Below are 20,859 nucleotides of genomic sequence, written 5' to 3'. Positions count from 1 at the left end.
TCCGCTGGCGTTTTTCTTTTCCCGCGCGCCTCAGCGCGCCACCCGCAACCCGCCCTCCACCCCATGTCGGCTAAACAGCACCTGCCACAGCTGCAGGTCGCGCGCGCGGAACGCCCCAGCGCAAGCGCACAGGTAATAGCTGAACATGCGGTAGAAGCGCTCGGAATAGTTGGCCGCCAGTTGCGGCCAGGCCTGGACGAAGCGCTGCAGCCAGGCCATCAGCGTCAGGTCGTAGTCGGCGCCGAAGTTGTGCCAGTCCTCCATCAGCCAATAAGGCTCGCTGGCCTGGGCGATATGATGGACCGAGGGCAGGCAGCCGTTGGGAAAGATGTATTTCTCCGTCCACGGGTCCACCCGAGCGTCGGTCTGCTTCGAGCCGCAGGTATGCAGCAGGAACAGGCCGTCAGGCTTCAGATTGCGGGCGGCGATCTCGAAATAGGCCGAATAATTGCGCGGCCCGACATGCTCGAACATGCCGACGGAGGCGATGCGGTCTGCCTGCAAATGCAGATGGCGGTAATCCTGCAGCCGGATGTCGACGTCCAGCCCGGCGCAGCGCTGCTGCGCCAGCTGCAACTGCTGCCGGGAAATGGTGACGCCGGTGACCGACACGCCATAGTGGCGGGCGGCATAGGCCGCCAGGCCGCCCCAGCCGCAGCCGATGTCCAACAGATGCATGCCGGGGGCCAGTCGCAGCTTGTCGCAGATCAGCTTGAGCTTGGCCTCCTGCGCCTCCTCCAGCGTGGACGCGTCCTTCCAATAGCCGCAGGAATACTGCATGTGCGGGTCCAGCATCGCCTCGAACAGATCATTGCCCAGGTCGTAATGCCGCTCGCCGACCCGGCGCGCGCGCCGCAGCGACTGCAGATTGACCAGGCGGGCGGCAAGCACATACAGGATGTCGCGCCAGCCGCGCGGCAGCCTGTGCTCCAGGCCGGCGCGCAGCGCACGCTGGAAGAAGATGTCCAGCCGCTCGCACTCCCACCAGCCGTCCATATAGCTCTCCCCCAGCCCCAGCGAGCCCTGCTGTAGCACGCGGCGGTAGAAACGGGGGTCGACGACGCGGATGTCGAAGGGCTGGCAACCGTTGATGGCGATGCCGGCCTGCGCCAGCATCTCGGCGATGATGGCATGGCCAGGCGCGTGCTCGACTGCGCTTTCGTTTTCAAGACAGGATGAATTCATGGCATCTCCCGGACGAACGCCATACGGCTTGGTGAACTCAATCGACGATCTCAAACAGAACTGCGCGGCTTCCTTCTTCCAGATTATCGCGCCCCGCCGCGCTTTGCCTAGCGGAGCGAGAGATTTACCAGCCGGCGCCTACAGCGCGAACAGTTCGCGCAAGTGCTGCGCCACGCCGGACTCGGCATTGCTGGCGATGCGGCGGGCGTCCGGCAGTTCGCCGCTGAGGCGCGGATGCGCGTTGCCCATCAGCCGCGGGTGGCCGGCGGCGCGCAGCAGCTCGACATCATTCTGCCCGTCGCCAAAGGCCAGGCAATGCGCCGGGTCGATGCCCAGCCGCTGCAGCACCAGCCCCAGCGCATGGCCTTTGGACACGCCGGCGGCCATCACCTCCAGGCAGTTCTCCAGCGAGAAGGTGATGTAGAGCTGCGCGCCGAAGCGTTGCTGCAAGGCCTGTTCCACCCGCAGCAGATGGTCATGCTCGCCGATGTACAGCACCTTGCCCACGCCCACGCCGTCGTGCTCGGCCAGCTTGCTGATGCGGTACTGCAGGCCGGAATCGCGATGCATGTCCAGGAAATCCTGGCATGGCTGGTCGATCAGCCACTCGTCGTCCAGATAGAAATTGAGGATGGCGCCAACGGCGAACTCCGGCTGCGCCAGCGCGCGCGCCAGCTGCGGCGGAATGTCGTGGCTATGGATCAGCTTGCCGTCCGGATCGTGGATGCGGGCGCCGTTGGAGGTGATCAGGTGGGCGCGCACGCCCAGCGCCTGGCGTATGCCCTTAACGTCCAGATGATGGCGGCCGGTGGCGAGGGCGAACTGCACTCCCCTGGCTTCCAGGGTCTGCAAAGTGACGGCGGTGAGGGAATTGACGGCGTGGTGCTGGTCCAGCAGGGTGCCGTCGAGATCCGAGGCGATGAAACGGTAAGACATGCGAACTCCGGTGCGGCGGAAGTGGTTGATTATACGCTGATAGCGCTAACAGTCGGACCGCCTTGCGCGCGAATCGTTGCGCAAATGCCAATGCAGCCAATCCGCTTGCCGACCATTCCCACCAAGCGCGGACCCAGCGAACCATCGCCCGCCCCTTGCCATGAGCGAATTCTGGAAGCCGGCTTCGGCCGCATGCATAAGAATCGCCTAATTGACAAATGTATTTCCCGGACACCGCCGGGCAAGGATGCCGCTCCATGCAAGACCTTTCCGCCTTTCACCATTGCGCCAGCGAATTGCTGCAACATCTGGGTTTCGCCGCACCGGCTCCGGCCTCCGGCCAGGAAGTGATCAGCCTGACGGTGGAACAACGCTTCAACGTCCACCTGGGCGCCATCGACCACGACAACTGGTTCATGCTGGCGGAACTGGGCGAATGCCCGCCCCAAAGCGAAGAAACGCTGCAGGCCCAGGCCTTGCGCGGCAACCAGCTGTGCGGGCAGGCCTGGCAACCGGTTGCCGCCCTGGACGCCGAACACCGGTTGTGCTGCTGGCTGCGCCTGCCATGCCGCGGCCTCGACCTGCCCCAGCTCGCCGCCGCCTTCGATGCGCTGGTCGCCCGCGCCGAGGCGCTGTTGCAGACGGCCGACGCGCCGCGTTGAGTCCTTTCGGAGCCGCGCCCGCTCGCCCGGCTCCGCCATAAGCCCGCAGGGCAATCCACTAAGAAAGAAGCAAGATGAGCACCATCCATACCGGCATCCACATGGCCCGGCCCAACCTTTGCCAACTTAACCAACTGAGCGGCGGCATCGACGCAGACACCGCCCGCATCGGCATCCGCAAGGACGGCAGCCTGGTGGTCTACACCGGGCGCTCCTACCTGCTGCATCCCGACCAGACGCGCCGCGCGCAACAATTCCTGCGCCAACATCAGTTGCTGGAGCCTCAGGAGCGGCCGCGCGACATCCGCCTCAACGATCTGGCGACCCGGCTGAATACCCGCGCCAACAGCCACACCAGCCCCAACGCCCAAGACCGGGCTCACCAGGCCGGCCCCAGCGCCAAGCCGCACCTGCGCTGGGCCGACCAGCAGGCGCCTCAGGCGCTAAGACAGGAAACCGCCACGCTGAGCCAGCGCCGCGGCCTGCAGCATCTGAAGCTGACGCAACCCGCCGCCGGCTCCCCGGATGGCCAAAAGGCCGCACTGGCCCGCGCGCTGGGCAGCAGCGACAACCGTACCGGCCTGTTCAACCAATTGCAGCAGCAGGCCGGGCCGGCCGCCAGCGGAGCGCCCTTCGTCGACGACCTGGCCAGCGCCCGCTTCCGCGACATCCCCACCGCCGCCGCCACCATGGTGCAGGCGCCGGACGGCGCCCGCCTGCCGGCCAACCGCGTGCAGGTGGATGGCGTCAATGTCGCCATCGCCAGCCAGTATCCCGGCGCCGGTCAGCTCGAAAGCTATTTCGCCATGCTGGCCGCCAACCGCACCCCGGTGCTGGTGGTGCTGGCCTCCGACCACGACATCGCCGGCAGCCAGGGCAGCCGCAATCCGCTGCCGCCCTACTTTTCCCAAAGCGGCCAATACGGCAAGGTTGCCGTCGCCGCGCGGGAAAGCGGCCACACCCGGCTGGCCGGCGGCCTGGAAGTGCGCGCCTACCAGTTGGCCGTGCAGGATGGAGACCGCAAGAAAATCTCCATTCCGGTGCTGCATGTGCCCAACTGGGCAGACTTCGGCGCGCAAGGGGCCACCGCGCTCAAAGCGCTGGCCGAACACGTCAATACTGTGAAAGAGAAGCAGATTGGCGTCTACCAGCGCGGCAACAGCAGCGCGCTCAAGCATCGGGACAAGATGCTGCCGGTGATCCACTGCCGCGCCGGCGTCGGCCGCACCGGCCAGTTGATCGCCGCGACTGAGCTGCTGAAGCCCGGCGTCTCCAGCCTGGAGTCCATCGTCGGCGACATGCGCCGCAGCCGCAATCACCTGATGGTCCAGACCTCGGAGCAATTGAACACGCTGGCGGATCTCGCCCGGCAACAAGGACGGGCCATCCTGCAGTCGGAACAGGCCAGTCCGGCGCGGGCCGAACCGATCTATGCCAACGACGCGCCGCCGCTGCCGCCGCGCTGAGTTGGACGCCGATGGAAAAAAGCACGCCTGATGGCGTGCTTTTTTCTTGCCTCCGGCCGCTTGAAGCCGGCCTCCGCCAAATTGACAAAGACATAAGGGACGGCTAGCTTGACCCATTGGCACGAGCGCTCCCCGCCGGCGCGCCGCAAATCGCAAGGAAAACCCCCATGAGCAATCGATACGGCCAGCTGTTCCGCACGCCGGGCGTCGCGGCGCTTGCGCTAGCCGGCTGGGTGGCCCGCCTGCCCGGCACGATGGTGGCTGTGGGCGTCATCACCATGCTGTCGCTGACTCGTAACAGCTACAGCCTAGCCGGCGCGGTCGCCGCCACTTTGACGCTGTCCTCAGCCCTACTTTCGCCGCAGGTATCGCGGCTGGCCGACCGCTATGGCCAAAGCCGGGTACTGCCTCCGGCCACCGGCATCGGCGCTTTCGCCCTGCTGGCGCTGGTCCTGTGCAACCACCTGAACGCGCCACATTGGACGCTATACCTCTGCGCGGCCCCGGCGGGCTGCCTGCCCAGCATCCCGGCGATGACCCGGGCGCGCTGGGCGCGCTTGCTGGAAGGCAAGGCGCTGCTGCCGACGGCGTTCGCGCTGGACAGCGTCTTGAGCGAGATCGCCTTCGTCATGGGGCCACCGCTGTCGATAGGCCTGTGCATGGTCTGGTTTCCCGAGGCCGGCCCGCTCTTGGCCGCGCTGCTTATCCTATTCAGCGTTTCCGCGCTGCTGCAGCAGAAAACCACCGAACCGCCGCCCCATCCCATCACGCCGGACAGCCGCCGTTCGGCGCTCTTTTTGCGGCCGGTGCCGACCTTGGCGCTGTTGATGGGAACACTGGGCGCCATCGCCGGCACCATCGATGTCGCTTCCGTGGCCTTCGCCAAGGCGCAGGGTTTGCCGTTCGCCGCCGGCTGGGTGCTGGCGCTGTACGCGCTGGGTTCCGGCATCGGCGGACTGGTCTTCGGCGCGCTCAAGCCGGCGATGCCGCTGGATAGGCTGCTGCTGTGCTGCTGCGCAGCCACCGCGGCCAGTTCGGCCTTGATCGCGCTGGCGCCGAATGTCGTTTGGCTGGCGGCGGTGATGTTGCTGTCGGGATTGTCCTTCGCGCCGACGCTGATCGTCGCGATGGAAATGGTGGAAAAGGCGGTTCCGCGCGCGCGCTTGACTGAAAGCCTGACCTGGCTGGTCACCGGCATCCAGCTGGGCGTGGCCGGCGGCGCCTCGCTGTGCGGCCTGGCAACCGACGCCTACGGCGCCCGGGCCGGGCTCAGCCTGGCGCTGGCGGCGGGAGTCTGCGCGCTGCTGATCGCCGCCGCCCTCCCTCGCGCGCGCCTATCCAAACACGCCGTCGAAGACTGAAAGCCGGCGCGGCCAGCCGCAATCACCTGGTGGTGCAGCCGCACGCCGGCCGATCCGGCCCATTTGCAAAACCGGACCTTCCTCAAGACGAAACAGGCCGCCAAGCCGATCTACGCCAACGATGCCCGGTAGCACCGTCCACGCTGGCAGTCTGCGTCCATGGGCCAATCAAATTGATAGCCGGCATAGCCATTTCGACAAAGAGCGCGTCGGTGGACGCGCTCTTTTCAATCAAACTGCCATACCTAGGATCAGCCTGGAGCCAACCGCCTTGCTACAATCGCAGCGTCTCCACAACTCAATTCTCGGCCCCTCTCCGCTTGACCATTTTCCAGAAGGAATCCAAATAAAAAGTCCGAGTCTTCTCGGCAATGGCATCCCACTGATCTTCAGGATGACTGAACCCTCTCGCAGAGTCAGCCCCGTCTCGAGCCTGCAAGCCGGACATCACTCCGTCCATGCCATAGAGATTGATCCAGCGGCGATCATAACGATAGGGCAAGCCACGCTCCCACTCCACCACCTTGGGAATCAGCTTCTTCAGCTTGGCCATGTCTTGAAAAGCATATACGTTGATCGGCGGGCCATAGCGGTTATTCAAAACTCCGACAGCCCCGGCAGCAGACGAGTCCGTGCATATATTGGCGTCAATCCGCGCCCGCAACTGGCCCGCATAGAACCAGAATGCGGCATCATCCTTTTCCCCTGCCGAAAACAGAATCCCGGATAGCGCATATAGTACCGGAAGAGCGTAGCTTTCGGGATGAGCCTTGATAGCGGCGATCGCCGCCTCCCGCTTCCCGGCCGACCCGTTCTCAAGCCCCTGGACTGCATCTCTAGAAATCGCGTATCGATCCGGGCATATTCGCCCTGCGGGGCCACTTCATAAACACCCGCAGAAGCCGGATGCATGCCAAACAAGCCGCAAACACCCATCATCAATACTCCGAACACCAGCATGCTGCGATTTACCGGCATGGTCTCATCCTTGCCAACATCTGGAGAAAAGCTCAAGACAGGCGGCTTTGCCCGCCCAGGTAATGGCGCCGCCATTTTCATCAGCCCAAGACATTCACACCGCTCGCCGCCGCGGGATTTCACGATCCACCCGTCACGGCCTGCGGCACAACGCAAAACGCCCAGCAATTGCTTGCTGGGCGTCTGAATCTGGTGGCCAGTCGCGGAATCGAACCACGGACACGCGGATTTTCAATCCGCTGCTCTACCAACTGAGCTAACTGGCCTTGCTGTGGTGGCCAGTCGCGGAATCGAACCACGGACACGCGGATTTTCAATCCGCTGCTCTACCAACTGAGCTAACTGGCCACTTTTTCCTTCAGCGCTGCTGCGCCGTCAGAGCCACGCATTTAATCAGATGAAGCCCATTGCGTCAAGAAATAATTGCAGGAACATGCCTGGCAAAAGCCCGCGCAAAACAAAGCAGCCTGCCCGCCAAGGCGGACAGGCTGCGGGAACAAACACTTAGCTCACACCGCGTCGGGCTGCTTGGCCGGATGGGCATCGGCAAAGGCCGGCAGCGCGTCCAGCGCTTCGGCTATCCGCACGATGTGCGGATAAGGCGCCAGGTCGACAGCGAAACGGCGCGCGCTGAACACCTGCGGCAACAGGCAGACGTCGGCCAGCGTCGGCTCGTCGCCCGCCGCGTAGCGGGCAGGCGATGCCGCCAGCTGTTGCTCCAGCGCGTCGAAACCGGTGCGGATCCAGTGGCGGATCCACTCGGTCTTGCCATCCTCGCCGACGCCGAACTCCGCCTGCAAATGCTTGCCGACGCGCGGGTTCTGCAACGGGTGGATGTCGGCGGCGATCGCCAACGCAATCGAACGCGCGCGCGCCCTGGCCACTGGGTCCGACGGCAACAGCCGCGCGGTGTCCGGGTAGGCGTCGTCCAGATATTCGCAGATCGCCAGCGACTGGACGATTTTCACCCCGCCGTCGTCCAGCAGCGGCACCATGCCGTGCGGGTTGAGCGCCAGGTACTCGGCGCTCTTCTGCTCGCCCTTGAGCAGGTTGACCGGCCGCTGCCGGTACGCCAGCCCCTTCAGATTCAACGCGATGCGCACCCGGTAGGCGGCGCTGGAACGGAAGTAGCCGTACAGCACGCGTTCAGCCATGCTTGACAACCCTTTGCTCGATCGCGCCGAAAATGCTTTCGCCGGCTGCGTTCTTCATTTCGATGCGCACGCTGTCGCCAACCGTCATGAACGGGGTCTTCGGCGCGCCCTGCTCGATGGTTTCGATCATCCGCTGCTCGGCCAGGCAGCAGGAGCCCATCGCCCGGTCCTTGTTGGAGATGGTGCCGGAGCCGACCACGGAGCCGGCGACCAGTTCGCGGGTCCTGGAAACATGCGCCACCAGTTGCGGGAAGCTGAACTGCATTTCCACGCCGCAATTGGGCTTGCCGTAGAAGCCACCGTTGTAGTCCACCAGAAGCGGTAAATGCACCTTGCCTTCGCGCCAGGCATCGCCCAGTTCGTCCGGGGTGACCGCCACCGGCGAGAAGGCGGTGGCCGGCTTGCTCTGGAAGAAGCCAAAGCCCTTGGCCAGTTCCGGCGGGATCAGGTTGCGCAGCGTCACATCGTTGACCAGCATCAACAGACGGATATGCTTGGCGTCGGCAGGCGCGCCCAGCGGCACATCGCCGGTGATCACCGCCACTTCGCCCTCGAAATCCAGGCCCCAGGCCTCGTCGCGCAGCGGAATGTCGGCGGTGGGCGCGAGAAAAGCGTCGGAGCCGCCTTGGTACATCAGCGGGTCGACATAGAAGCTCTCCGGCACTTCGGCGCCGCGCGCCTTGCGCACCAGCTCGACATGGTTCAGGTAAGCGCTGCCATCGGCCCACTGGTAGGCGCGCGGCAACGGGCTGTGGCAACGCCTGGCATCGAAGGCGATCTCGTCCGGCACCTGGCCATGGTTCAGCGCGGCGTAGACTTCCTGCAGGCGCGGCTCGGCCAGCGCCCAGTTGTCCAGCGCGGCCTGCAGGGTAGCGGCGATGGCGGGCACCGCCACTGCGCGGGAGAGGTCACGGCTGACGACCAGCAGTTGGCCGTCGCGGGTGTGGTTTTGGTAGGTGGCTAATTTCATCTTGATGTTCTTTCTGCTTACGGCCGCTTCGGACCGTTCCTCGATATCAATGCTCGACCTGGCCTGAACGCGATGGCGTCGCGAGCAGGCCGAGGGAGAAGCGCAGCCACAATGGCGTCAGGCCTGCTTCGGCTTCCAGCTGTCGACATATCCCTGCCACTCCACGCTGGCGAGGCCAGGACCCTGCTCCAGCGCGTCGCGGGCGTCTATCATCACCGCCACTTCGTCGGTGAACTTCTTCGGCTCGGTCATCGCCTTGGCGAAGGCCTTCGGGTGCGGGCCGTGGGTAAAGCCGGCCGGGTGGAAGGTCAGCATGCCGGGCTTGATGTTGTCGCGGCTGAAGAAGTCGCCGGCATGGTAGAAGATCACTTCGTCGTAGTCGTCGTTGTTGTGATAGAACGGAACCTTGAGCGCGCCCGGATCGGACTCGATGGGCCGCGGCACAAAGGTGCACACCACGAAGCCGTCGGCGACGAAAGTGGTGTGCGCCGACGGCGGCAGGTGATAGCGGTGGCTCATCAGCGGACGGATGTCGCGCCAGTTGATGCGCGCCACCGCGTTATTGCCGTGCCAGCCGATGGCGTCCAGCGGATTGAACGGGTAGGTGACGGTGGACAGCGCGCCGCGGCGCTTGATCACCACCTGCCATTCCTCCTCTGTCTGCTGCGCGCGGAAGGCGTCGTCTATCGCCGGCACGTCCAGCATCGCCTCGTCGAAAATGGCGTGCGGGCCCACCAGGCCTTTTTCCGGCAGCTGGTAGCCACCATTGCTGGTTTCGATCAGCAGCATGGTGGTGGGCGCCGCCGGCTCGATGCGCCAGCTGGTCGAGCGCGGCACCAGAATGTAGTCGCCGTCGCGGTAGCTGAGGTGGCCGTAGTCGCAGAACAGCTCGCCGCTGCCGGCGTGGATGAACAGCAGGTCGTCACCGTCGGCGTTGCGGAACAGCTGGGTCATCGCCTTGTCGCAGCGCCAGATCCGCAGCTTGCATTGATTATTGTGCAACACCAGCGGCGCGTCCCACGGCGCCGGCGTGCCGTGCGGCAGCTCGTTCAGGTCGAAGGCGCGCGGACGCAGCGGGCCTTCCCAGTTGCTCCAGCCGGTGGGCGGATGCTTGTGGTGCAGGTGGGTGGCCGGACCGAAGAAGCCGCTGCGGCCCACTTCGCGCTCGTAGATGGCCTCGGCCGGGAAGTCGGCGTGCGCCTGGCGCGAGAAAGTGCCCTCACGGTGCGGAAAACTGATCCATTTACGCATGATGAATGTCCTGATCGATAAAGCATCGAAACCCATGGCGGCGGGAAAACCGGCTTCCATGGGCAAGCACTCTAAACCAGGCCGGGGCAACCCCGGCCTGGCGGCAACCGGCTATCAGTCACCCTTCAGCACGCCGCGGCGGATCTGGTCTTCCTCGATGGACTCGAACAAGGCCTTGAAGTTGCCTTCGCCGAAGCCCTCGTTGCCCTTGCGCTGGATGATCTCGAAGAAGATCGGGCCGATCACGGTTTCGGTGAAGATCTGCAGCAAGATGCCTTCAACCGGCGCGCCGTCGATCAGGATGTGGTTCCTCTGCAGGCGGGCCACGTCTTCGCCGTGATCCGGCACGCGGCTGTCCACCTTGGCGTAATAGGTGTCCGGCGTATCCAGGAAGCGGGTGCCGCGCGCGCGCAGCGTTTCCACCGTGGCGTAGATGTCGTCGGTGGTCAGCGCGATGTGCTGGATGCCTTCGCCGTTGTACTGGCGCAGGAATTCCTCGATCTGGCTCTTATCGTCGGACGATTCGTTGATCGGGATGCGGATCTTGCCGCAGGGGCTGGTCATCGCCTTGGACACCAGGCCGGTCAGCTTGCCTTCGATGTCGAAGTAGCGGATCTCGCGGAAGTTGGCGATACCGGTGTAGAAGTCGGCCCAAGTCGCCATATTGCCACGGCTGACGTTATGGGTCAGGTGGTCGATCAGGGTCAGGCCGACGCCGGCCGGATGCTGGTCCACGCCCTCCAGCGGCACGAAGTCGATCTCGTAGATGTCCTTGCCCTTGCCGTAGCGGTCGACGAAGTACAGCGCGGAGCCGCCTATGCCCTGCACCGCCGGGATGTTCAGCTCCATCGCGCCGACCGGGCGCTGATAGGGCTTGGCGCCGTGCGACAGCGCATACTCGTACGCCTTGGCGGCGTCCTTGACGCGCCAGGCCATCGCACAAGCCGACGGGCCGTGCGCCTTGGCGAACTCGCTGGCCGGCTGGCTGCGTTCGGCGTTCAGGATGAAGTTGATGTCGCCCTGACGATACAGACGCACGTCCTTGCTGCGGTGGCGAGCGACCTCGGTGAAGCCCAGCGACAGGAACAGCTGGTTCAGCTTCTCCACGCCATCGGCGTCGGGAGCGGTGTATTCGACGAACTCAAAACCGTCGGTGGCTAGCGGATTTTGCAGCATGGCTTCCATTTTCATCAGTTTCTCCTCTGTTATAGGCCGGCGCAGGAATTTTCTTGCACCGACAATCGACTCGGCTTGAGCGCTACTTGTAAACGTCTGCAGGCGGACCGCGTTATGTAAGCAGGCCGCCCTCCCTCCCGCGATGCGGGCGGATGGCAGTTCGACAGGGCGGGAAGAGACAGAGAGAGGAAAACCGCGGTTCACGCGGGGACACGTGAACAGGCGCCGACCGCCGATGGCGGCACGGCAAGCTCTCCTCCGAACGAATCGTTATCTGCTGTCACACACCATCGACATGCACCGGCAGTCTGATGCTGCCGTTTGCTTGATTTAGGCTTTTTATTCTATGGAAAGCTGGCAGCAATTATCTTGCTAAATGGCTTACTTTGAGCAATATTGAAGAATAAAATGTCTCAACATACCGATAATCAGGAGAAAATATGCCAAGTCTCACATTAGACAAGACAGACTTGCGTATTCTGGCCGAACTACAGCATGACGGCAGGTTGACCAACGTCGAGCTGGCCGAACGCGTAGCCCTGTCCCCGTCGCCCTGCCTGCGCCGGCTGAAACAGCTGGAAGAGTCTGGCGTCATCCGCCAGTACGTCGCCCTGCTCGATCCTGCGCATATCGGTTTGGGCCTGCAGGCCTGGGTGCGAGTTACGCTGGAGAAACGCGGCAATCTGCATCTGCAAAGCTTCATCGAGGCGGTGCAGAACTGGCCGGAGGTGATCAACTGCTTCGCCATGACCGGCGAGATGGACTACCTGCTGCAGGTTTACTTCGAAGACATGGAGCACTTCTCGCGCTTCGTGATGGACGAGCTGTTGCAGCATCCGGGCGTCGAGGATGTGAAGTCCAGCTTCGTGCTAAAGGAGATCAAGCGCACCACCGCGCTGCCGCTGGGACAGCTGCGCAGCATGTGAGAGCTTGCAAAACGCAATGAGAAATGGCCCGCGAGGGCCATTTCTCATGGTGGGCGCCGCAGGAGGCTCAGTGCCCCTGCTGCTGCGCGGTGGTGCTGGACAGCAGCTTGTCGGTATAGGCGATGGCCGCCGCCGACAGCAGGAAGGCCAGATGCAGGAACAGCTGCCACTTGATGGTGTGCTCGTCTATCCGGCTGGCGTTGATGAAGGTCTGCAGCAGGTGGATCGACGAAATGCTGATGATGGCCATCGACAGCTTTACCTTCAGCACCGAGGCGTTGACGTGGTCCAGCCACTCCGGCTGGTCCGGATGGCTGTCGATGCGCAGCCTGGAGACGAAGGTTTCGTAGCCTCCCACCGTCACCATCACCAGCAGGTTGGCGATCATCACCACGTCGATCAGACCCAGCACCGCCAGCATGATGTCGGTCTCGGTCATGTGATCCAGCCCAAGCAGCAGTTCCCACAGCTGGGCGAGGAATTTCCAGGCGTAGACGCCCTGCACCACGATCAGGCCCAGGTAGATGGGCAGTTGCAGCCAACGGCTGCTGAAAATGACCTGGCCCAGCAACGATTTCCTGGGCTCGGTTCCGCTAATTCTGTTTTCTTGCATGAGGCTTCCTGATGTTGCAAGCCGCGGGCGCCCGCTTCGAGCGCCCGCCGGCCGTCACAGGCCCAGCCTCTGCCAGATGGTGGAGACCAGTCCTGCCTGGTTCAAAGTGTAGAAATGCAGGCCGGGCGCGCCGCCCTGCAGCAGGCGGTCGCACAGCTCGGTCACCACGTCCAGCCCCAGCGCGCGGATGGACGCGGTGTCGTCATAATAGGCCTGCATCCGCTGCCTGAGCCAGCGCGGCACTTCCGCCCCGCACATGTCGGAGAAGCGGCACAGCTGGCCGAAATTGGAGATCGGCATGATACCCGGCACCACCGGAATGTCCACCCCGCGGGCGCGGACCTCGTCGACAAAACGGAAATAGCTGTCGGCGTTGAAGAAATACTGGGTCATCGCCGAATCGGCGCCGGCCCGCACCTTGCGGACGAAATTGTTGATGTCGTCCTCGGCCGAACGTGCCTGCGGATGGAACTCAGGATAGGCCGCCACCTCGATGTGGAAGTGGCCGCCGTGCTGTTCGCGGATGAAAGACACCAACTCGTTGGCGTAGCGGAACTCGCCGGCCGCCACCATGCCGGACGGGATGTCGCCGCGCAGCGCCACCAGATGGCGGATGCCGTTGTTGCGGTATTCGTCCAGGATGGCAGCGATGTTTTCCCGGGTGGAGCCGATGCAGGACAGATGCGGCGCCGCCGCCTGGCCTTCGCTGCGGATCTCCAGCACGGTGGACAGCGTGCCGTCGCGGGTAGTTCCGCCGGCGCCGAAAGTCACCGAGAAAAACTGCGGCTTGAACTGCGCGAGCTGCTGGCGGGTGGTGCGCAGCTTGGCGATGCCCTCCGGCGTCTTGGGCGGGAAAAACTCGAAACTGAAGGTGCGTGGCGTCTGCGTCATCGTGATCCTCTCTATCGCCCTGGCTATCTTGTCGTCGCCGGCCTCGATGTGCCTGGCTGCTTTATCCTGGTCCGAAAAAAACGGACAGCTCCATTCTAGGGGGGCTGTCCGTTGCGCCTTGGTTCAAAAATCAATAACGATAGTGATCCGGCTTATAAGGACCCTGCTTGGGCACGCTGATGTAGGCCGACTGCTGATCGGACAGCTCGGTCAGGCGGGCGCCGATGCGCGCCAGGTGCAGCCGCGCCACCTTTTCATCCAGATGCTTGGGCAGCACATACACTTTCTTGTCGTAGTTCTGGCCGTTGGCGAACAGCTCGATCTGCGCCAGCACCTGGTTGGTGAAGCTGTTGGACATCACGAAGCTGGGGTGGCCGGTGGCGCAGCCCAGATTCACCAAGCGGCCCTCGGCCAGCAGGATCACGCGCTTGCCGTCCGGGAAGATAATGTGGTCCACCTGCGGCTTGATGTTTTCCCACCGGTGCTGGCGCAGGCTGGCGACTTCGATTTCGCTGTCGAAGTGGCCAATATTGCAGACGATGGCGTTATTGCGCATCTTCTTCATGTGCTCGTGGGTGATCACGCCGACGTTGCCGGTGGCGGTGACGAAGATGTCGGCCTCGCCGGCCACCTCGTCCATCCGAACCACGCGGTAGCCTTCCATCGCAGCCTGCAGCGCGCAGATCGGGTCAATCTCGGTTACCCATACCGTGGCGCCCAGGCCGCGCAGGCTTTGCGCGCAGCCCTTGCCCACATCGCCGTAACCCAGCACCACCGCCACCTTGCCGGCGATCATCACGTCGGTGGCGCGCTTGATGCCGTCAACCAGCGATTCGCGGCAGCCGTACAGATTGTCGAACTTGGACTTGGTGACGGAATCGTTGACATTGATCGCCGGGAACGGCAGGTGGCCGTCCTTTTGCATCTGGTACAGGCGGTGCACGCCGGTGGTGGTTTCCTCGGTCACGCCCTGGATGTGAACCAGGCGCTTGGAATACCAGCGCGGATCGATGGCCAGGTGGCGCTTGATCGAGGCGAACAGCGCGGTCTCTTCCTCGTTGGTGGCGTGAGCGATCACGCCGATGTCCTGCTCGGCCTTGCTGCCCAGCAGCAGCAGCAGGGTGGCGTCGCCGCCGTCGTCCAGAATCATGTTGGCCGGTTGCCCTTCCGGCCACTCGAAGATCTTGTGGCTGAACTCCCAGTATTCGTCCAGGCTTTCACCCTTGAAGGCGAATACCGGGATGCCGGCGGCGGCGATGGCGGCGGCGGCGTGGTCCTGAGTGGAGAAGATATTGCACGACGCCCAGCGCACTTCGGCGCCCAGCGCGGTCAGGGTCTCGATCAGCACCGCGGTCTGCACCGTCATGTGCAGGCTGCCGGCGATACGGGCGCCGCGCAGCGGCTGGCTGGCACGGTATTCGTCGCGGGTCGCCATCAGACCGGGCATTTCGGTCTCGGCGATATTCAGTTCCTTGCGACCCCAGTCGGCAAGCTTGATGTCAGCTACGTGAAAATCGGAAAAATCAGCCATCGTGAGCAATCCTTGTTCACGCGGCCGGGAGGGATAGGGCTCACCCGCCATCCCGTACCCGCCACGGTCATGAGTCAGGTGAGCGCCGTTTTGTCGCAGACTTTCGTCTCCACGCCTCCCGAGCCTGGGGATGCGGCTCAATCTTGAACCGATCCTCGCAGCGCTCCTCGGGATGCGAAGTAATTATACCTAGTCATACGCGAAAGGATAGGACAAGTCATGCCTAGGCGATAAACTGGCCGTCTTTTCATCGTTCGTCAGACCATGTCCTTCACATTCACCCCGTTGGCCGCCCTGTCGGGCCTGGCGGCGCTGCTCTCCGCCGCCATCAGCATCATCGCCTGGAACCGCAGGCAATTCGCCGGGGTGCGCTAGCTGGCGCTATTGATGGCTGCAGTCGCCTTCTGGGCCGGCGGCGCCATGTGCGAACTATCGGCCACCAGCTTAGCCGCCAAGATATTCTGGTCCAAGGTGGAATACATCGGCACTCTCGGCACCCCGGTGTTGTTCCTGCTGCTGGCGCTGGATTACAACCACATCGACCTGATGCGCCGCCGCTACTGGCTGGCTACCCTGTTCGCCATCCCCCTGACCTGCCTGCTGCTAGCCGCCGGCAACGAATACCATCATCTGGTCTGGACCAGCTACCGGCCCAGCCCCTCCGGCTACAACCTGCTGATCTACGGCCACGGGCCGGTGTTCTGGCTGGGCGTGGCCGGCTATTCCTATCTGATGATGCTGCTGGGAAGCCTGCTGCTGATCCGCTCGCTGCACTACTATCCGGCGCATTTCCGCGGACAGTTCATTACCCTGATGCTTAGCGCGGTCGCCCCGTGGCTGGGAAATATTCTCTACCTGAGCGGCGCCTTCCCGCTGCGGGGACTCGACCCCACGCCGCACTCCTTCGCCTTCACCGGCATGGTGTTCGCCATAGATCTGCTCTACCTGCGCCAGCTTTATCTGGTGCCGGTGGCGCGCACCCGCGCCTTCGAAGCGATGGGCGACGGCATTGTGGTGGTGGATCAACAGTTGCGCATCCTCGATATCAATCCCTCCGGCGCGCGAATGCTGGGCAAACCGGCGCGGCAGCTGCAAGGCAACGCGCTGCCCGCGCCCTGGCTGGGCGGTGCCATGCTGGAGAAGGAAGGCCGGCACCTTGAGCTGATGGTGCCGGACAGCGGCATCATTCTGGACATACGCGCTTACAGGGCAGGCAGCCCAGCCATACCCGCATGCTGGTGATGCGCGACATTACCCAGCGGCGCGCAGCGGAGGACGCGCTGAAAAGCGCCAATCAGCAGTTGATAGAACGGCTGGCGCAAATCGAGCAACTTCAGGCGGCGCTGCGCCAGCAGACGCTGCGCGATCCGCTGACCGGCCTGTTCAACCGCCGTTATCTGGATGAGACCTTCGCGCGCGAAAGCCGCCGCGCCGAACGCGACAACCGGCCGATAGCGGTGGCGATGATAGATCTGGACAACTTCAAGCGCATCAACGACAGCCATGGCCACCAGGTGGGCGACCAGGTGTTGCAGGCGCTGGCGCGGCTGCTGCAACGGGAATGCCGCGCCGCCGACATCGTCTGCCGGCTTGGCGGCGAGGAATTTTTGGTGTTGCTGCCCGGCAGCGACGCCGAGCAGGCGCAGTTGCGCGTCGAACACTGGCGCGACAGCTTTTCACGGCTAAGCCATTCCGGCCAGGAGCAGCGCTTCCATACCAGCTTCTCCTGCGGCATCGCCGCGCTGCCGCGCCACGGCCGAACACTGGCGCAGTTATACCACCATGCCGACAAGGCGCTGTACCAGGCCAAGGCCGCCGGCAAAAACTGCAGCGTGCGCGCCGCCGTCTGAGCGCCTGAACCGCGCCGCCTTGAACGGCGGAAACGAAAAAACCGCCGAAACCGGCGGTTTTTATTTTGCGGAATCGCGCTTACAGCCCGGCGTCGGCGCGCAGCGCCTCCACCTTGTCGGTGCGCTCCCAGCTGAACTCCGGCTCTTCGCGGCCGAAGTGGCCGTAAGCGGCGGTCTTGCCGTAGATCGGACGCAGCAGGTCCAGCATCTGGATGATGCCTTTCGGACGCAGGTCGAAATGCTTCTTCACCAATTCCACGATCTTTTCGTTCGGGATCTTGTTGGTACCGAAGGTATCCACCGCGATCGAGGTCGGTTCGGCCACGCCAATGGCGTACGACACCTGGATCTGGCACTGGCGCGCCAGGCCGGCGGCGACAATGTTCTTGGCGACGTAGCGGCCAGCGTAGGCGGCGGAACGGTCAACCTTGGACGGATCCTTGCCGGAGAACGCGCCGCCGCCGTGCGGAGCCGCGCCGCCGTAGGTGTCGACGATGATCTTGCGGCCAGTCAGCCCGCAGTCGCCCATCGGGCCGCCGATGACGAAGCGGCCAGTCGGGTTGATCAGGAACTTGGTTTCCGCGGTGATCATTTCCGGCGGCAGCACCGGCTTGATGATGTCTTCGATCACCGCCTCGGTCAGCGTCTTGTGGTCGATGTCCGGGCTGTGCTGAGTGGACAGCACCACGGTATCGATGCGCTTGGGCAGGCCGGTGGCGCCATCGTAAACGCAGGTGATCTGGCTCTTGGCGTCCGGGCGCAGCCACGGCAGGCGGCCATCCTTGCGCAGTTCCGCCTGGCGCTGCACCAGACGGTGCGCGTAGTAGATCGGGAACGGCATCAGCGTCGGGGTTTCGTCGCAAGCGTAGCCAAACATCAAGCCCTGGTCGCCGGCGCCCTGGTTCAGATCCAGGCCCTCGCCCTCGTTCACGCCCTGGGCGATATCCGGAGACTGCTTGTCGTAGCAGGCCATCACCGCGCAACCGCGGAAATCGAAGCCCAGCTCCGAGTCGTCGTAACCGATGCGCTTGATGGTTTCGCGCGCGATCTTGATATAGTCGACATTGGCGCTGGTGGTGATTTCACCGGCCAGCACCACCAATCCGGTATTGACCAGAGTCTCGGCCGCTACCCGGGCGTGCTTGTCCTCGCGCAGGATGGCGTCGAGGATGGCGTCGGATATCTGGTCGGCGACCTTGTCCGGGTGACCTTCGGATACGGATTCCGAGGTAAACAGGTATTCACTCATTTATTCTGCGTTCCCAAAAAATACAAAACCTTGTGATGATAAAATAGGTCGCTTTGAGACCAAGACTGCGCTTTCATATGTCCAAGCTAGTCCATCTACTGCTGTCTTTCCTGGCGCACCTGCCCCTATCCTGGCTACAAGGTTTGGGTGCCGTTCTAGGACGACTGACTTATCATGCTTCTCCGCGCTTCGCCATGCGGCTGCGAGAGAATTTAAGTTCTAGTAAAATCTTCGAAAAGTATCAGGTTTTACCACGTGAAGTCAAACGCAGCGCCGCGGAAACCGGCAAGGGCGCGCTGGAGCTGGCCATCGCCTGGTGCCGCAGCCCGGAAGACATCGCCGCCATGGTCAAAGTCTGCCATGGCTGGGAATATGTCGAACAGGCGCTGATTGATGATCATGGCATAGTTTTTGTCACTCCGCACCTGGGAAGCTACGACATAGCCGGCCGCTACATCAGTTCGCGCCTGCCTTTTCCGCTGACCGCCATGTATCGCCCGCCCAAGCTGACCTGGCTGGAACCGGTGATGCAGGCCGGACGCGCCCGCGGCAAGGGCAAGACCGCGCCGGCCACCTCAGCCGGCGTACGAGTGCTGATGAAAGCGCTGAAATCGGGCGAGGCCACCATCATCCTGCCCGACCAGGTGCCGGGCAACGGCGAGGGCATATGGGCGCCCTTCTTCGGTCAGCCGGCCTACACCATGACGCTGGTGCCGCGCCTGGCGCAGATGAGCCGCGTCACCACGCTGTTCTTCGTCGGCGAACGCCTGCCTAAGGGCCAGGGCTTCGCCGTCCATATCGAACCGCTGGCGCAACCGTTCAGCGGCGACAAGAACGCCGACTGCGCGCAGATGAACGCCCAAGTGGAAAACCTGATCCGACGCTTCCCCAGCCAATACCTGTGGAGCTACAACCGTTACAAATGCCCGGCCGGCGTCATCCGGCCAGACAATCAACAAGGACAAGCATGAAACTCGCTTTCGCCCTGCTCTGGCTGATCCGCCTGCTGCCGATGCCGGTCATCGGCCTGCTGGCCCGCGGCCTTGGCAATCTGGCCTACCTGCTGGCCCGCGGCCGCCGCCGCGTCGGCCTGATCAACCTCAGGCTATGTTTTCCGCAGGTGCCGATGTCCGAACGGCGCCGGCTGATCCGCAAGAACTGCCAGCACATGATGCGGATGGTGCTGGAATATGGCGTGGTGTGGTGGAGTTCCGCCCAGCGCATAGACCAGCTGGTCACCATCAAGAACCTGCATTACGTCACCGACCTGCGCGATCAAGGCGAAGACGTGATCCTGTTCTATCCGCACTTCGTCGGCTTCGAGATGTGCGTGTACGCGCTCAACCAGTACATTCCGCTGGTCAGCGTCTATTCGCACCAGAAGAACGACACGCTGGACCGCCAGATCTACGCCGGCCGCCAACGCTACGACAACGCCTACATCGTGTCGCGCCAGGAGGGCTTGCGCCCCATCATCAAGGCGATGCGCAAGGACCATGCGCCCTTCCTCTACCTGCCGGACCAGGACTTCGGCGTACGCGACTCGGTGTTCGTCGACTTCTTCGGCGTCAAAGCCGCCACCATCACCGGCCTGTCGCGCATCAGCAAACTGGCGCGCGCCAAGGTGGTGCCGGCCATCGCCCGCCGCGTCGGCGACCGCTTCGAGCTGGAGTTCTACCCGGCATGGGACCACTATCCCAGCGAGGACGTCGAAGCGGATACCCGCCGCATGAACGCCTTCCTGGAGGAACGCATCCGCGAAATCCCCGACCAGTATTTCTGGCTGCACAAACGCTTCAAGAACCGCCCGCAAGGCGAAGCCCGCTTCTACTGAGCTCGCGCTCCCGGCCGGGCCCCGCGCCCGGCCGTCCTCCCCATCACCGTTCGCCAACCATTACGCAACAATGTTTCACAGGCATTGCGCTATATTGTTAATCTTTTTTCAATTCAATTACATACCAAGCTACTGGAGACAATCCATGCGTATCAAGCATATCGCCCCGGCGCTGCTGACCGCCGCCATGCTGGCCGGCTGCGCCACCGAAAGCTCCCAGACCCTGGCCGTCGCGCAAGTCGCCAGCGCCGGCAAGCCCTACAGCGGCGCGCGCGCGCCGATCGCAGTCGGCAAGTTCGACAACCGCTCCAGCTTCATGCGCGGCATCTTCTCCGACGGCGTCGACCATCTGGGCAGCCAGGCCAAGACCATCCTGATCACCGATCTGCAGCAGACCAACCGCTTCAATGTGCTAGACCGCGACAATATGCAGGAAATCAAGCAGGAAGCCGGCCTGAAGCAGCAGGCGCAGAAGCTGAAGGGCGCCGACTACGTGGTCACCGGCGACGTCACCGAGTTCGGCCGCAAGGAAGTGGGCGACCAGCAGCTGTTCGGCATCCTCGGCCGCGGCAAGCAGCAGATCGCCTACGCCAAGGTCAGCCTCAACGTGGTCAACACCCTGACCTCGGAAGTGGTGTACTCCGCCCAGGGAGCCGGCGAGTACAGCCTGTCGAACCGCGAAATCGTCGGCTTCGGCGGCACCGCCAGCTACGACTCCACGCTTAACGGCAAGGTACTGGACCTGGCGGTGCGCGAGGCGGTGAACAATCTGGTCAACGGCATAGACTCCGGCGCCTGGCAGCCCGGCAAGTAATCACCCTCAGCG

The 20,859-nt window shown here is 63.5% G+C and carries 21 protein-coding genes, 2 tRNA genes and 1 riboswitch; of the genes, 10 read left to right on the top strand and 13 right to left on the bottom strand.

The window, feature by feature from the left end; translation table 11 throughout:
- Positions 1 to 30: 30 nt before the first annotated feature.
- On the bottom strand, positions 31 to 1,185 hold the full coding sequence (gene cfa / locus BI347_RS10790) for a cyclopropane fatty acyl phospholipid synthase (protein WP_071115868.1): 1,155 nt from the start codon (positions 1,183 to 1,185) through the stop codon (positions 31 to 33).
- 138 nt (positions 1,186 to 1,323) lie between these two features.
- Positions 1,324 to 2,121 (bottom strand): Cof-type HAD-IIB family hydrolase, encoded by a 798-nt coding sequence (locus BI347_RS10785; RefSeq protein WP_071115867.1) that lies wholly within the window; start codon positions 2,119 to 2,121, stop codon positions 1,324 to 1,326.
- A gap of 257 nt (positions 2,122 to 2,378) precedes the next feature.
- Between BI347_RS10785 and BI347_RS10780 the strand changes: the two genes are divergently transcribed.
- The 3 genes from BI347_RS10780 (at position 2,379) to BI347_RS10770 (ending at position 5,610) form a co-directional block, all read left to right on the top strand.
- Positions 2,379 to 2,783, top strand: a complete 405-nt coding sequence (locus BI347_RS10780; RefSeq protein WP_071115866.1) for a CesT family type III secretion system chaperone — start codon at positions 2,379 to 2,381, stop codon at positions 2,781 to 2,783.
- Between the two features lie 74 nt (positions 2,784 to 2,857).
- Positions 2,858 to 4,249, top strand: coding sequence for a protein-tyrosine phosphatase family protein (locus BI347_RS10775; protein WP_071115865.1), 1,392 nt, complete (start codon positions 2,858 to 2,860; stop codon positions 4,247 to 4,249).
- Between the two features lie 167 nt (positions 4,250 to 4,416).
- Complete coding sequence (locus tag BI347_RS10770) at positions 4,417 to 5,610, top strand: MFS transporter (RefSeq protein ID WP_071115864.1); 1,194 nt, start codon at positions 4,417 to 4,419, stop codon at positions 5,608 to 5,610.
- Positions 5,611 to 5,908: 298 nt separating this feature from the next.
- Here the strand turns inward: BI347_RS10770 and BI347_RS10765 are convergent, their stop codons facing one another.
- Positions 5,909 to 6,163: a hypothetical protein gene (locus BI347_RS10765; RefSeq protein ID WP_071112569.1), complete on the bottom strand. Its 255-nt coding sequence runs from the start codon at positions 6,161 to 6,163 to the stop codon at positions 5,909 to 5,911.
- 357 nt (positions 6,164 to 6,520) lie between these two features.
- On the opposite strand from BI347_RS10765, the gene BI347_RS23540 reads away from it, so the two are divergent.
- Positions 6,521 to 6,775: a hypothetical protein gene (locus BI347_RS23540; protein ID WP_139167205.1), complete on the top strand. Its 255-nt coding sequence runs from the start codon at positions 6,521 to 6,523 to the stop codon at positions 6,773 to 6,775.
- Between the two features lie 3 nt (positions 6,776 to 6,778).
- Here BI347_RS23540 and BI347_RS10760 read toward each other — a convergent pair.
- From BI347_RS10760 to hppD, 6 genes are all read right to left on the bottom strand, one after another.
- Positions 6,779 to 6,854, bottom strand: a tRNA-Phe gene (locus BI347_RS10760).
- A 6-nt stretch (positions 6,855 to 6,860) separates the two neighbouring features.
- Positions 6,861 to 6,936, bottom strand: a tRNA-Phe gene (locus BI347_RS10755).
- Positions 6,937 to 7,097: 161 nt separating this feature from the next.
- Positions 7,098 to 7,742, bottom strand: coding sequence for a maleylacetoacetate isomerase (gene maiA / locus BI347_RS10750; RefSeq protein WP_071112568.1), 645 nt, complete (start codon positions 7,740 to 7,742; stop codon positions 7,098 to 7,100).
- Positions 7,735 to 8,712 (bottom strand): fumarylacetoacetate hydrolase family protein, encoded by a 978-nt coding sequence (locus BI347_RS10745; protein WP_071112567.1) that lies wholly within the window; start codon positions 8,710 to 8,712, stop codon positions 7,735 to 7,737. Before BI347_RS10745 ends, maiA begins: the two co-directional genes overlap by 8 nt.
- A 117-nt stretch (positions 8,713 to 8,829) precedes the next feature.
- Positions 8,830 to 9,963 (bottom strand): homogentisate 1,2-dioxygenase, encoded by a 1,134-nt coding sequence (locus BI347_RS10740; protein WP_071116394.1) that lies wholly within the window; start codon positions 9,961 to 9,963, stop codon positions 8,830 to 8,832.
- A 114-nt stretch (positions 9,964 to 10,077) separates the two neighbouring features.
- On the bottom strand, positions 10,078 to 11,154 hold the full coding sequence (gene hppD / locus BI347_RS10735; protein WP_071112566.1) for a 4-hydroxyphenylpyruvate dioxygenase: 1,077 nt from the start codon (positions 11,152 to 11,154) through the stop codon (positions 10,078 to 10,080).
- Positions 11,155 to 11,579: 425 nt separating this feature from the next.
- On the opposite strand from hppD, the gene BI347_RS10730 reads away from it, so the two are divergent.
- The gene (locus BI347_RS10730) at positions 11,580 to 12,065 is read left to right on the top strand and encodes an Lrp/AsnC family transcriptional regulator (RefSeq protein WP_071112565.1); all 486 of its coding nucleotides are present in this window, start codon (positions 11,580 to 11,582) and stop codon (positions 12,063 to 12,065) included.
- A gap of 67 nt (positions 12,066 to 12,132) precedes the next feature.
- Here the strand turns inward: BI347_RS10730 and BI347_RS10725 are convergent, their stop codons facing one another.
- The 3 genes from BI347_RS10725 to ahcY all read right to left on the bottom strand — a co-directional run bounded on the left by BI347_RS10725 (position 12,133) and on the right by ahcY (position 15,100).
- Complete coding sequence (locus BI347_RS10725; protein WP_071112564.1) at positions 12,133 to 12,678, bottom strand: TIGR00645 family protein; 546 nt, start codon at positions 12,676 to 12,678, stop codon at positions 12,133 to 12,135.
- 54 nt (positions 12,679 to 12,732) lie between these two features.
- Positions 12,733 to 13,569 carry a methylenetetrahydrofolate reductase [NAD(P)H] gene (gene metF, locus BI347_RS10720; RefSeq protein WP_071112563.1) on the bottom strand — a complete coding sequence of 279 codons (837 nt, stop codon included), beginning with the start codon at positions 13,567 to 13,569 and terminating at the stop codon, positions 12,733 to 12,735.
- 130 nt (positions 13,570 to 13,699) lie between these two features.
- Entirely contained in the window at positions 13,700 to 15,100 is a 1,401-nt protein-coding gene (ahcY, locus tag BI347_RS10715; RefSeq protein WP_071112562.1) for an adenosylhomocysteinase, read from the bottom strand.
- Positions 15,101 to 15,173: 73 nt separating this feature from the next.
- A riboswitch (S-adenosyl-L-homocysteine riboswitch) is annotated at positions 15,174 to 15,275 on the bottom strand.
- Between the two features lie 212 nt (positions 15,276 to 15,487).
- On the opposite strand from ahcY, the gene BI347_RS10710 reads away from it, so the two are divergent.
- Positions 15,488 to 16,342 carry a histidine kinase N-terminal 7TM domain-containing protein gene (locus tag BI347_RS10710; RefSeq protein WP_071115863.1) on the top strand — a complete coding sequence of 285 codons (855 nt, stop codon included), beginning with the start codon at positions 15,488 to 15,490 and terminating at the stop codon, positions 16,340 to 16,342.
- A complete protein-coding gene (locus BI347_RS10705; RefSeq protein ID WP_158020766.1) occupies positions 16,342 to 16,950 on the top strand; it encodes a GGDEF domain-containing protein in 609 nt (202 codons plus the stop codon). Before BI347_RS10710 ends, BI347_RS10705 begins: the two co-directional genes overlap by 1 nt.
- Before the next feature lie 79 nt (positions 16,951 to 17,029).
- Here BI347_RS10705 and metK read toward each other — a convergent pair whose 3' ends face one another.
- Complete coding sequence (metK, locus tag BI347_RS10700) at positions 17,030 to 18,199, bottom strand: methionine adenosyltransferase (RefSeq protein WP_071112559.1); 1,170 nt, start codon at positions 18,197 to 18,199, stop codon at positions 17,030 to 17,032.
- 77 nt (positions 18,200 to 18,276) lie between these two features.
- Here metK and BI347_RS10695 point away from each other — a divergent pair, with 77 nt between their 5' ends.
- From BI347_RS10695 to BI347_RS10685, 3 genes are all read left to right on the top strand, one after another.
- On the top strand, positions 18,277 to 19,170 hold the full coding sequence (locus BI347_RS10695; protein WP_071112558.1) for a lysophospholipid acyltransferase family protein: 894 nt from the start codon (positions 18,277 to 18,279) through the stop codon (positions 19,168 to 19,170).
- Positions 19,167 to 20,033 (top strand): lipid A biosynthesis lauroyl acyltransferase, encoded by an 867-nt coding sequence (locus BI347_RS10690; protein WP_071115861.1) that lies wholly within the window; start codon positions 19,167 to 19,169, stop codon positions 20,031 to 20,033. Before BI347_RS10695 ends, BI347_RS10690 begins: the two co-directional genes overlap by 4 nt.
- A gap of 145 nt (positions 20,034 to 20,178) precedes the next feature.
- On the top strand, positions 20,179 to 20,847 hold the full coding sequence (locus tag BI347_RS10685) for a CsgG/HfaB family protein (RefSeq protein WP_071112556.1): 669 nt from the start codon (positions 20,179 to 20,181) through the stop codon (positions 20,845 to 20,847).
- Positions 20,848 to 20,859 lie beyond the last annotated feature (12 nt).

Origin of the sequence: Chromobacterium sphagni, assembly GCF_001855575.1 — a bacterium.
Lineage (GTDB): Bacteria > Pseudomonadota > Gammaproteobacteria > Burkholderiales > Chromobacteriaceae > Chromobacterium > Chromobacterium sphagni.
This window is presented reverse-complemented; position numbering and strand designations above follow the sequence as displayed.

What these genes read in the sequence shown, in the direction of transcription:
- BI347_RS10740 (WP_071116394.1), bottom strand. Translation starts at nt 9,963, where the DNA reads ATGCGTAAATGGATCAGTTTTCCGCACCGTGAGGGCACTTTCTCGCGC.
- metK (WP_071112559.1), bottom strand. Translation starts at nt 18,199, where the DNA reads ATGAGTGAATACCTGTTTACCTCGGAATCCGTATCCGAAGGTCACCCG.
- cfa (WP_071115868.1), bottom strand. Translation starts at nt 1,185, where the DNA reads ATGAATTCATCCTGTCTTGAAAACGAAAGCGCAGTCGAGCACGCGCCT.
- BI347_RS10730 (WP_071112565.1), top strand. Translation starts at nt 11,580, where the DNA reads ATGCCAAGTCTCACATTAGACAAGACAGACTTGCGTATTCTGGCCGAA.
- maiA (WP_071112568.1), bottom strand. Translation starts at nt 7,742, where the DNA reads ATGGCTGAACGCGTGCTGTACGGCTACTTCCGTTCCAGCGCCGCCTAC.
- metF (WP_071112563.1), bottom strand. Translation starts at nt 13,569, where the DNA reads ATGACGCAGACGCCACGCACCTTCAGTTTCGAGTTTTTCCCGCCCAAG.
- BI347_RS10695 (WP_071112558.1), top strand. Translation starts at nt 18,277, where the DNA reads ATGTCCAAGCTAGTCCATCTACTGCTGTCTTTCCTGGCGCACCTGCCC.
- BI347_RS10745 (WP_071112567.1), bottom strand. Translation starts at nt 8,712, where the DNA reads ATGAAATTAGCCACCTACCAAAACCACACCCGCGACGGCCAACTGCTG.
- BI347_RS10765 (WP_071112569.1), bottom strand. Translation starts at nt 6,163, where the DNA reads ATGGCCAAGCTGAAGAAGCTGATTCCCAAGGTGGTGGAGTGGGAGCGT.
- BI347_RS10780 (WP_071115866.1), top strand. Translation starts at nt 2,379, where the DNA reads ATGCAAGACCTTTCCGCCTTTCACCATTGCGCCAGCGAATTGCTGCAA.
- BI347_RS10685 (WP_071112556.1), top strand. Translation starts at nt 20,179, where the DNA reads ATGCGTATCAAGCATATCGCCCCGGCGCTGCTGACCGCCGCCATGCTG.
- BI347_RS10725 (WP_071112564.1), bottom strand. Translation starts at nt 12,678, where the DNA reads ATGCAAGAAAACAGAATTAGCGGAACCGAGCCCAGGAAATCGTTGCTG.
- hppD (WP_071112566.1), bottom strand. Translation starts at nt 11,154, where the DNA reads ATGAAAATGGAAGCCATGCTGCAAAATCCGCTAGCCACCGACGGTTTT.
- BI347_RS10785 (WP_071115867.1), bottom strand. Translation starts at nt 2,121, where the DNA reads ATGTCTTACCGTTTCATCGCCTCGGATCTCGACGGCACCCTGCTGGAC.
- BI347_RS10690 (WP_071115861.1), top strand. Translation starts at nt 19,167, where the DNA reads ATGAAACTCGCTTTCGCCCTGCTCTGGCTGATCCGCCTGCTGCCGATG.
- BI347_RS10770 (WP_071115864.1), top strand. Translation starts at nt 4,417, where the DNA reads ATGAGCAATCGATACGGCCAGCTGTTCCGCACGCCGGGCGTCGCGGCG.
- BI347_RS10710 (WP_071115863.1), top strand. Translation starts at nt 15,488, where the DNA reads ATGGCTGCAGTCGCCTTCTGGGCCGGCGGCGCCATGTGCGAACTATCG.
- BI347_RS23540 (WP_139167205.1), top strand. Translation starts at nt 6,521, where the DNA reads ATGCCAAACAAGCCGCAAACACCCATCATCAATACTCCGAACACCAGC.
- BI347_RS10775 (WP_071115865.1), top strand. Translation starts at nt 2,858, where the DNA reads ATGAGCACCATCCATACCGGCATCCACATGGCCCGGCCCAACCTTTGC.
- ahcY (WP_071112562.1), bottom strand. Translation starts at nt 15,100, where the DNA reads ATGGCTGATTTTTCCGATTTTCACGTAGCTGACATCAAGCTTGCCGAC.
- BI347_RS10705 (WP_158020766.1), top strand. Translation starts at nt 16,342, where the DNA reads ATGCGCGACATTACCCAGCGGCGCGCAGCGGAGGACGCGCTGAAAAGC.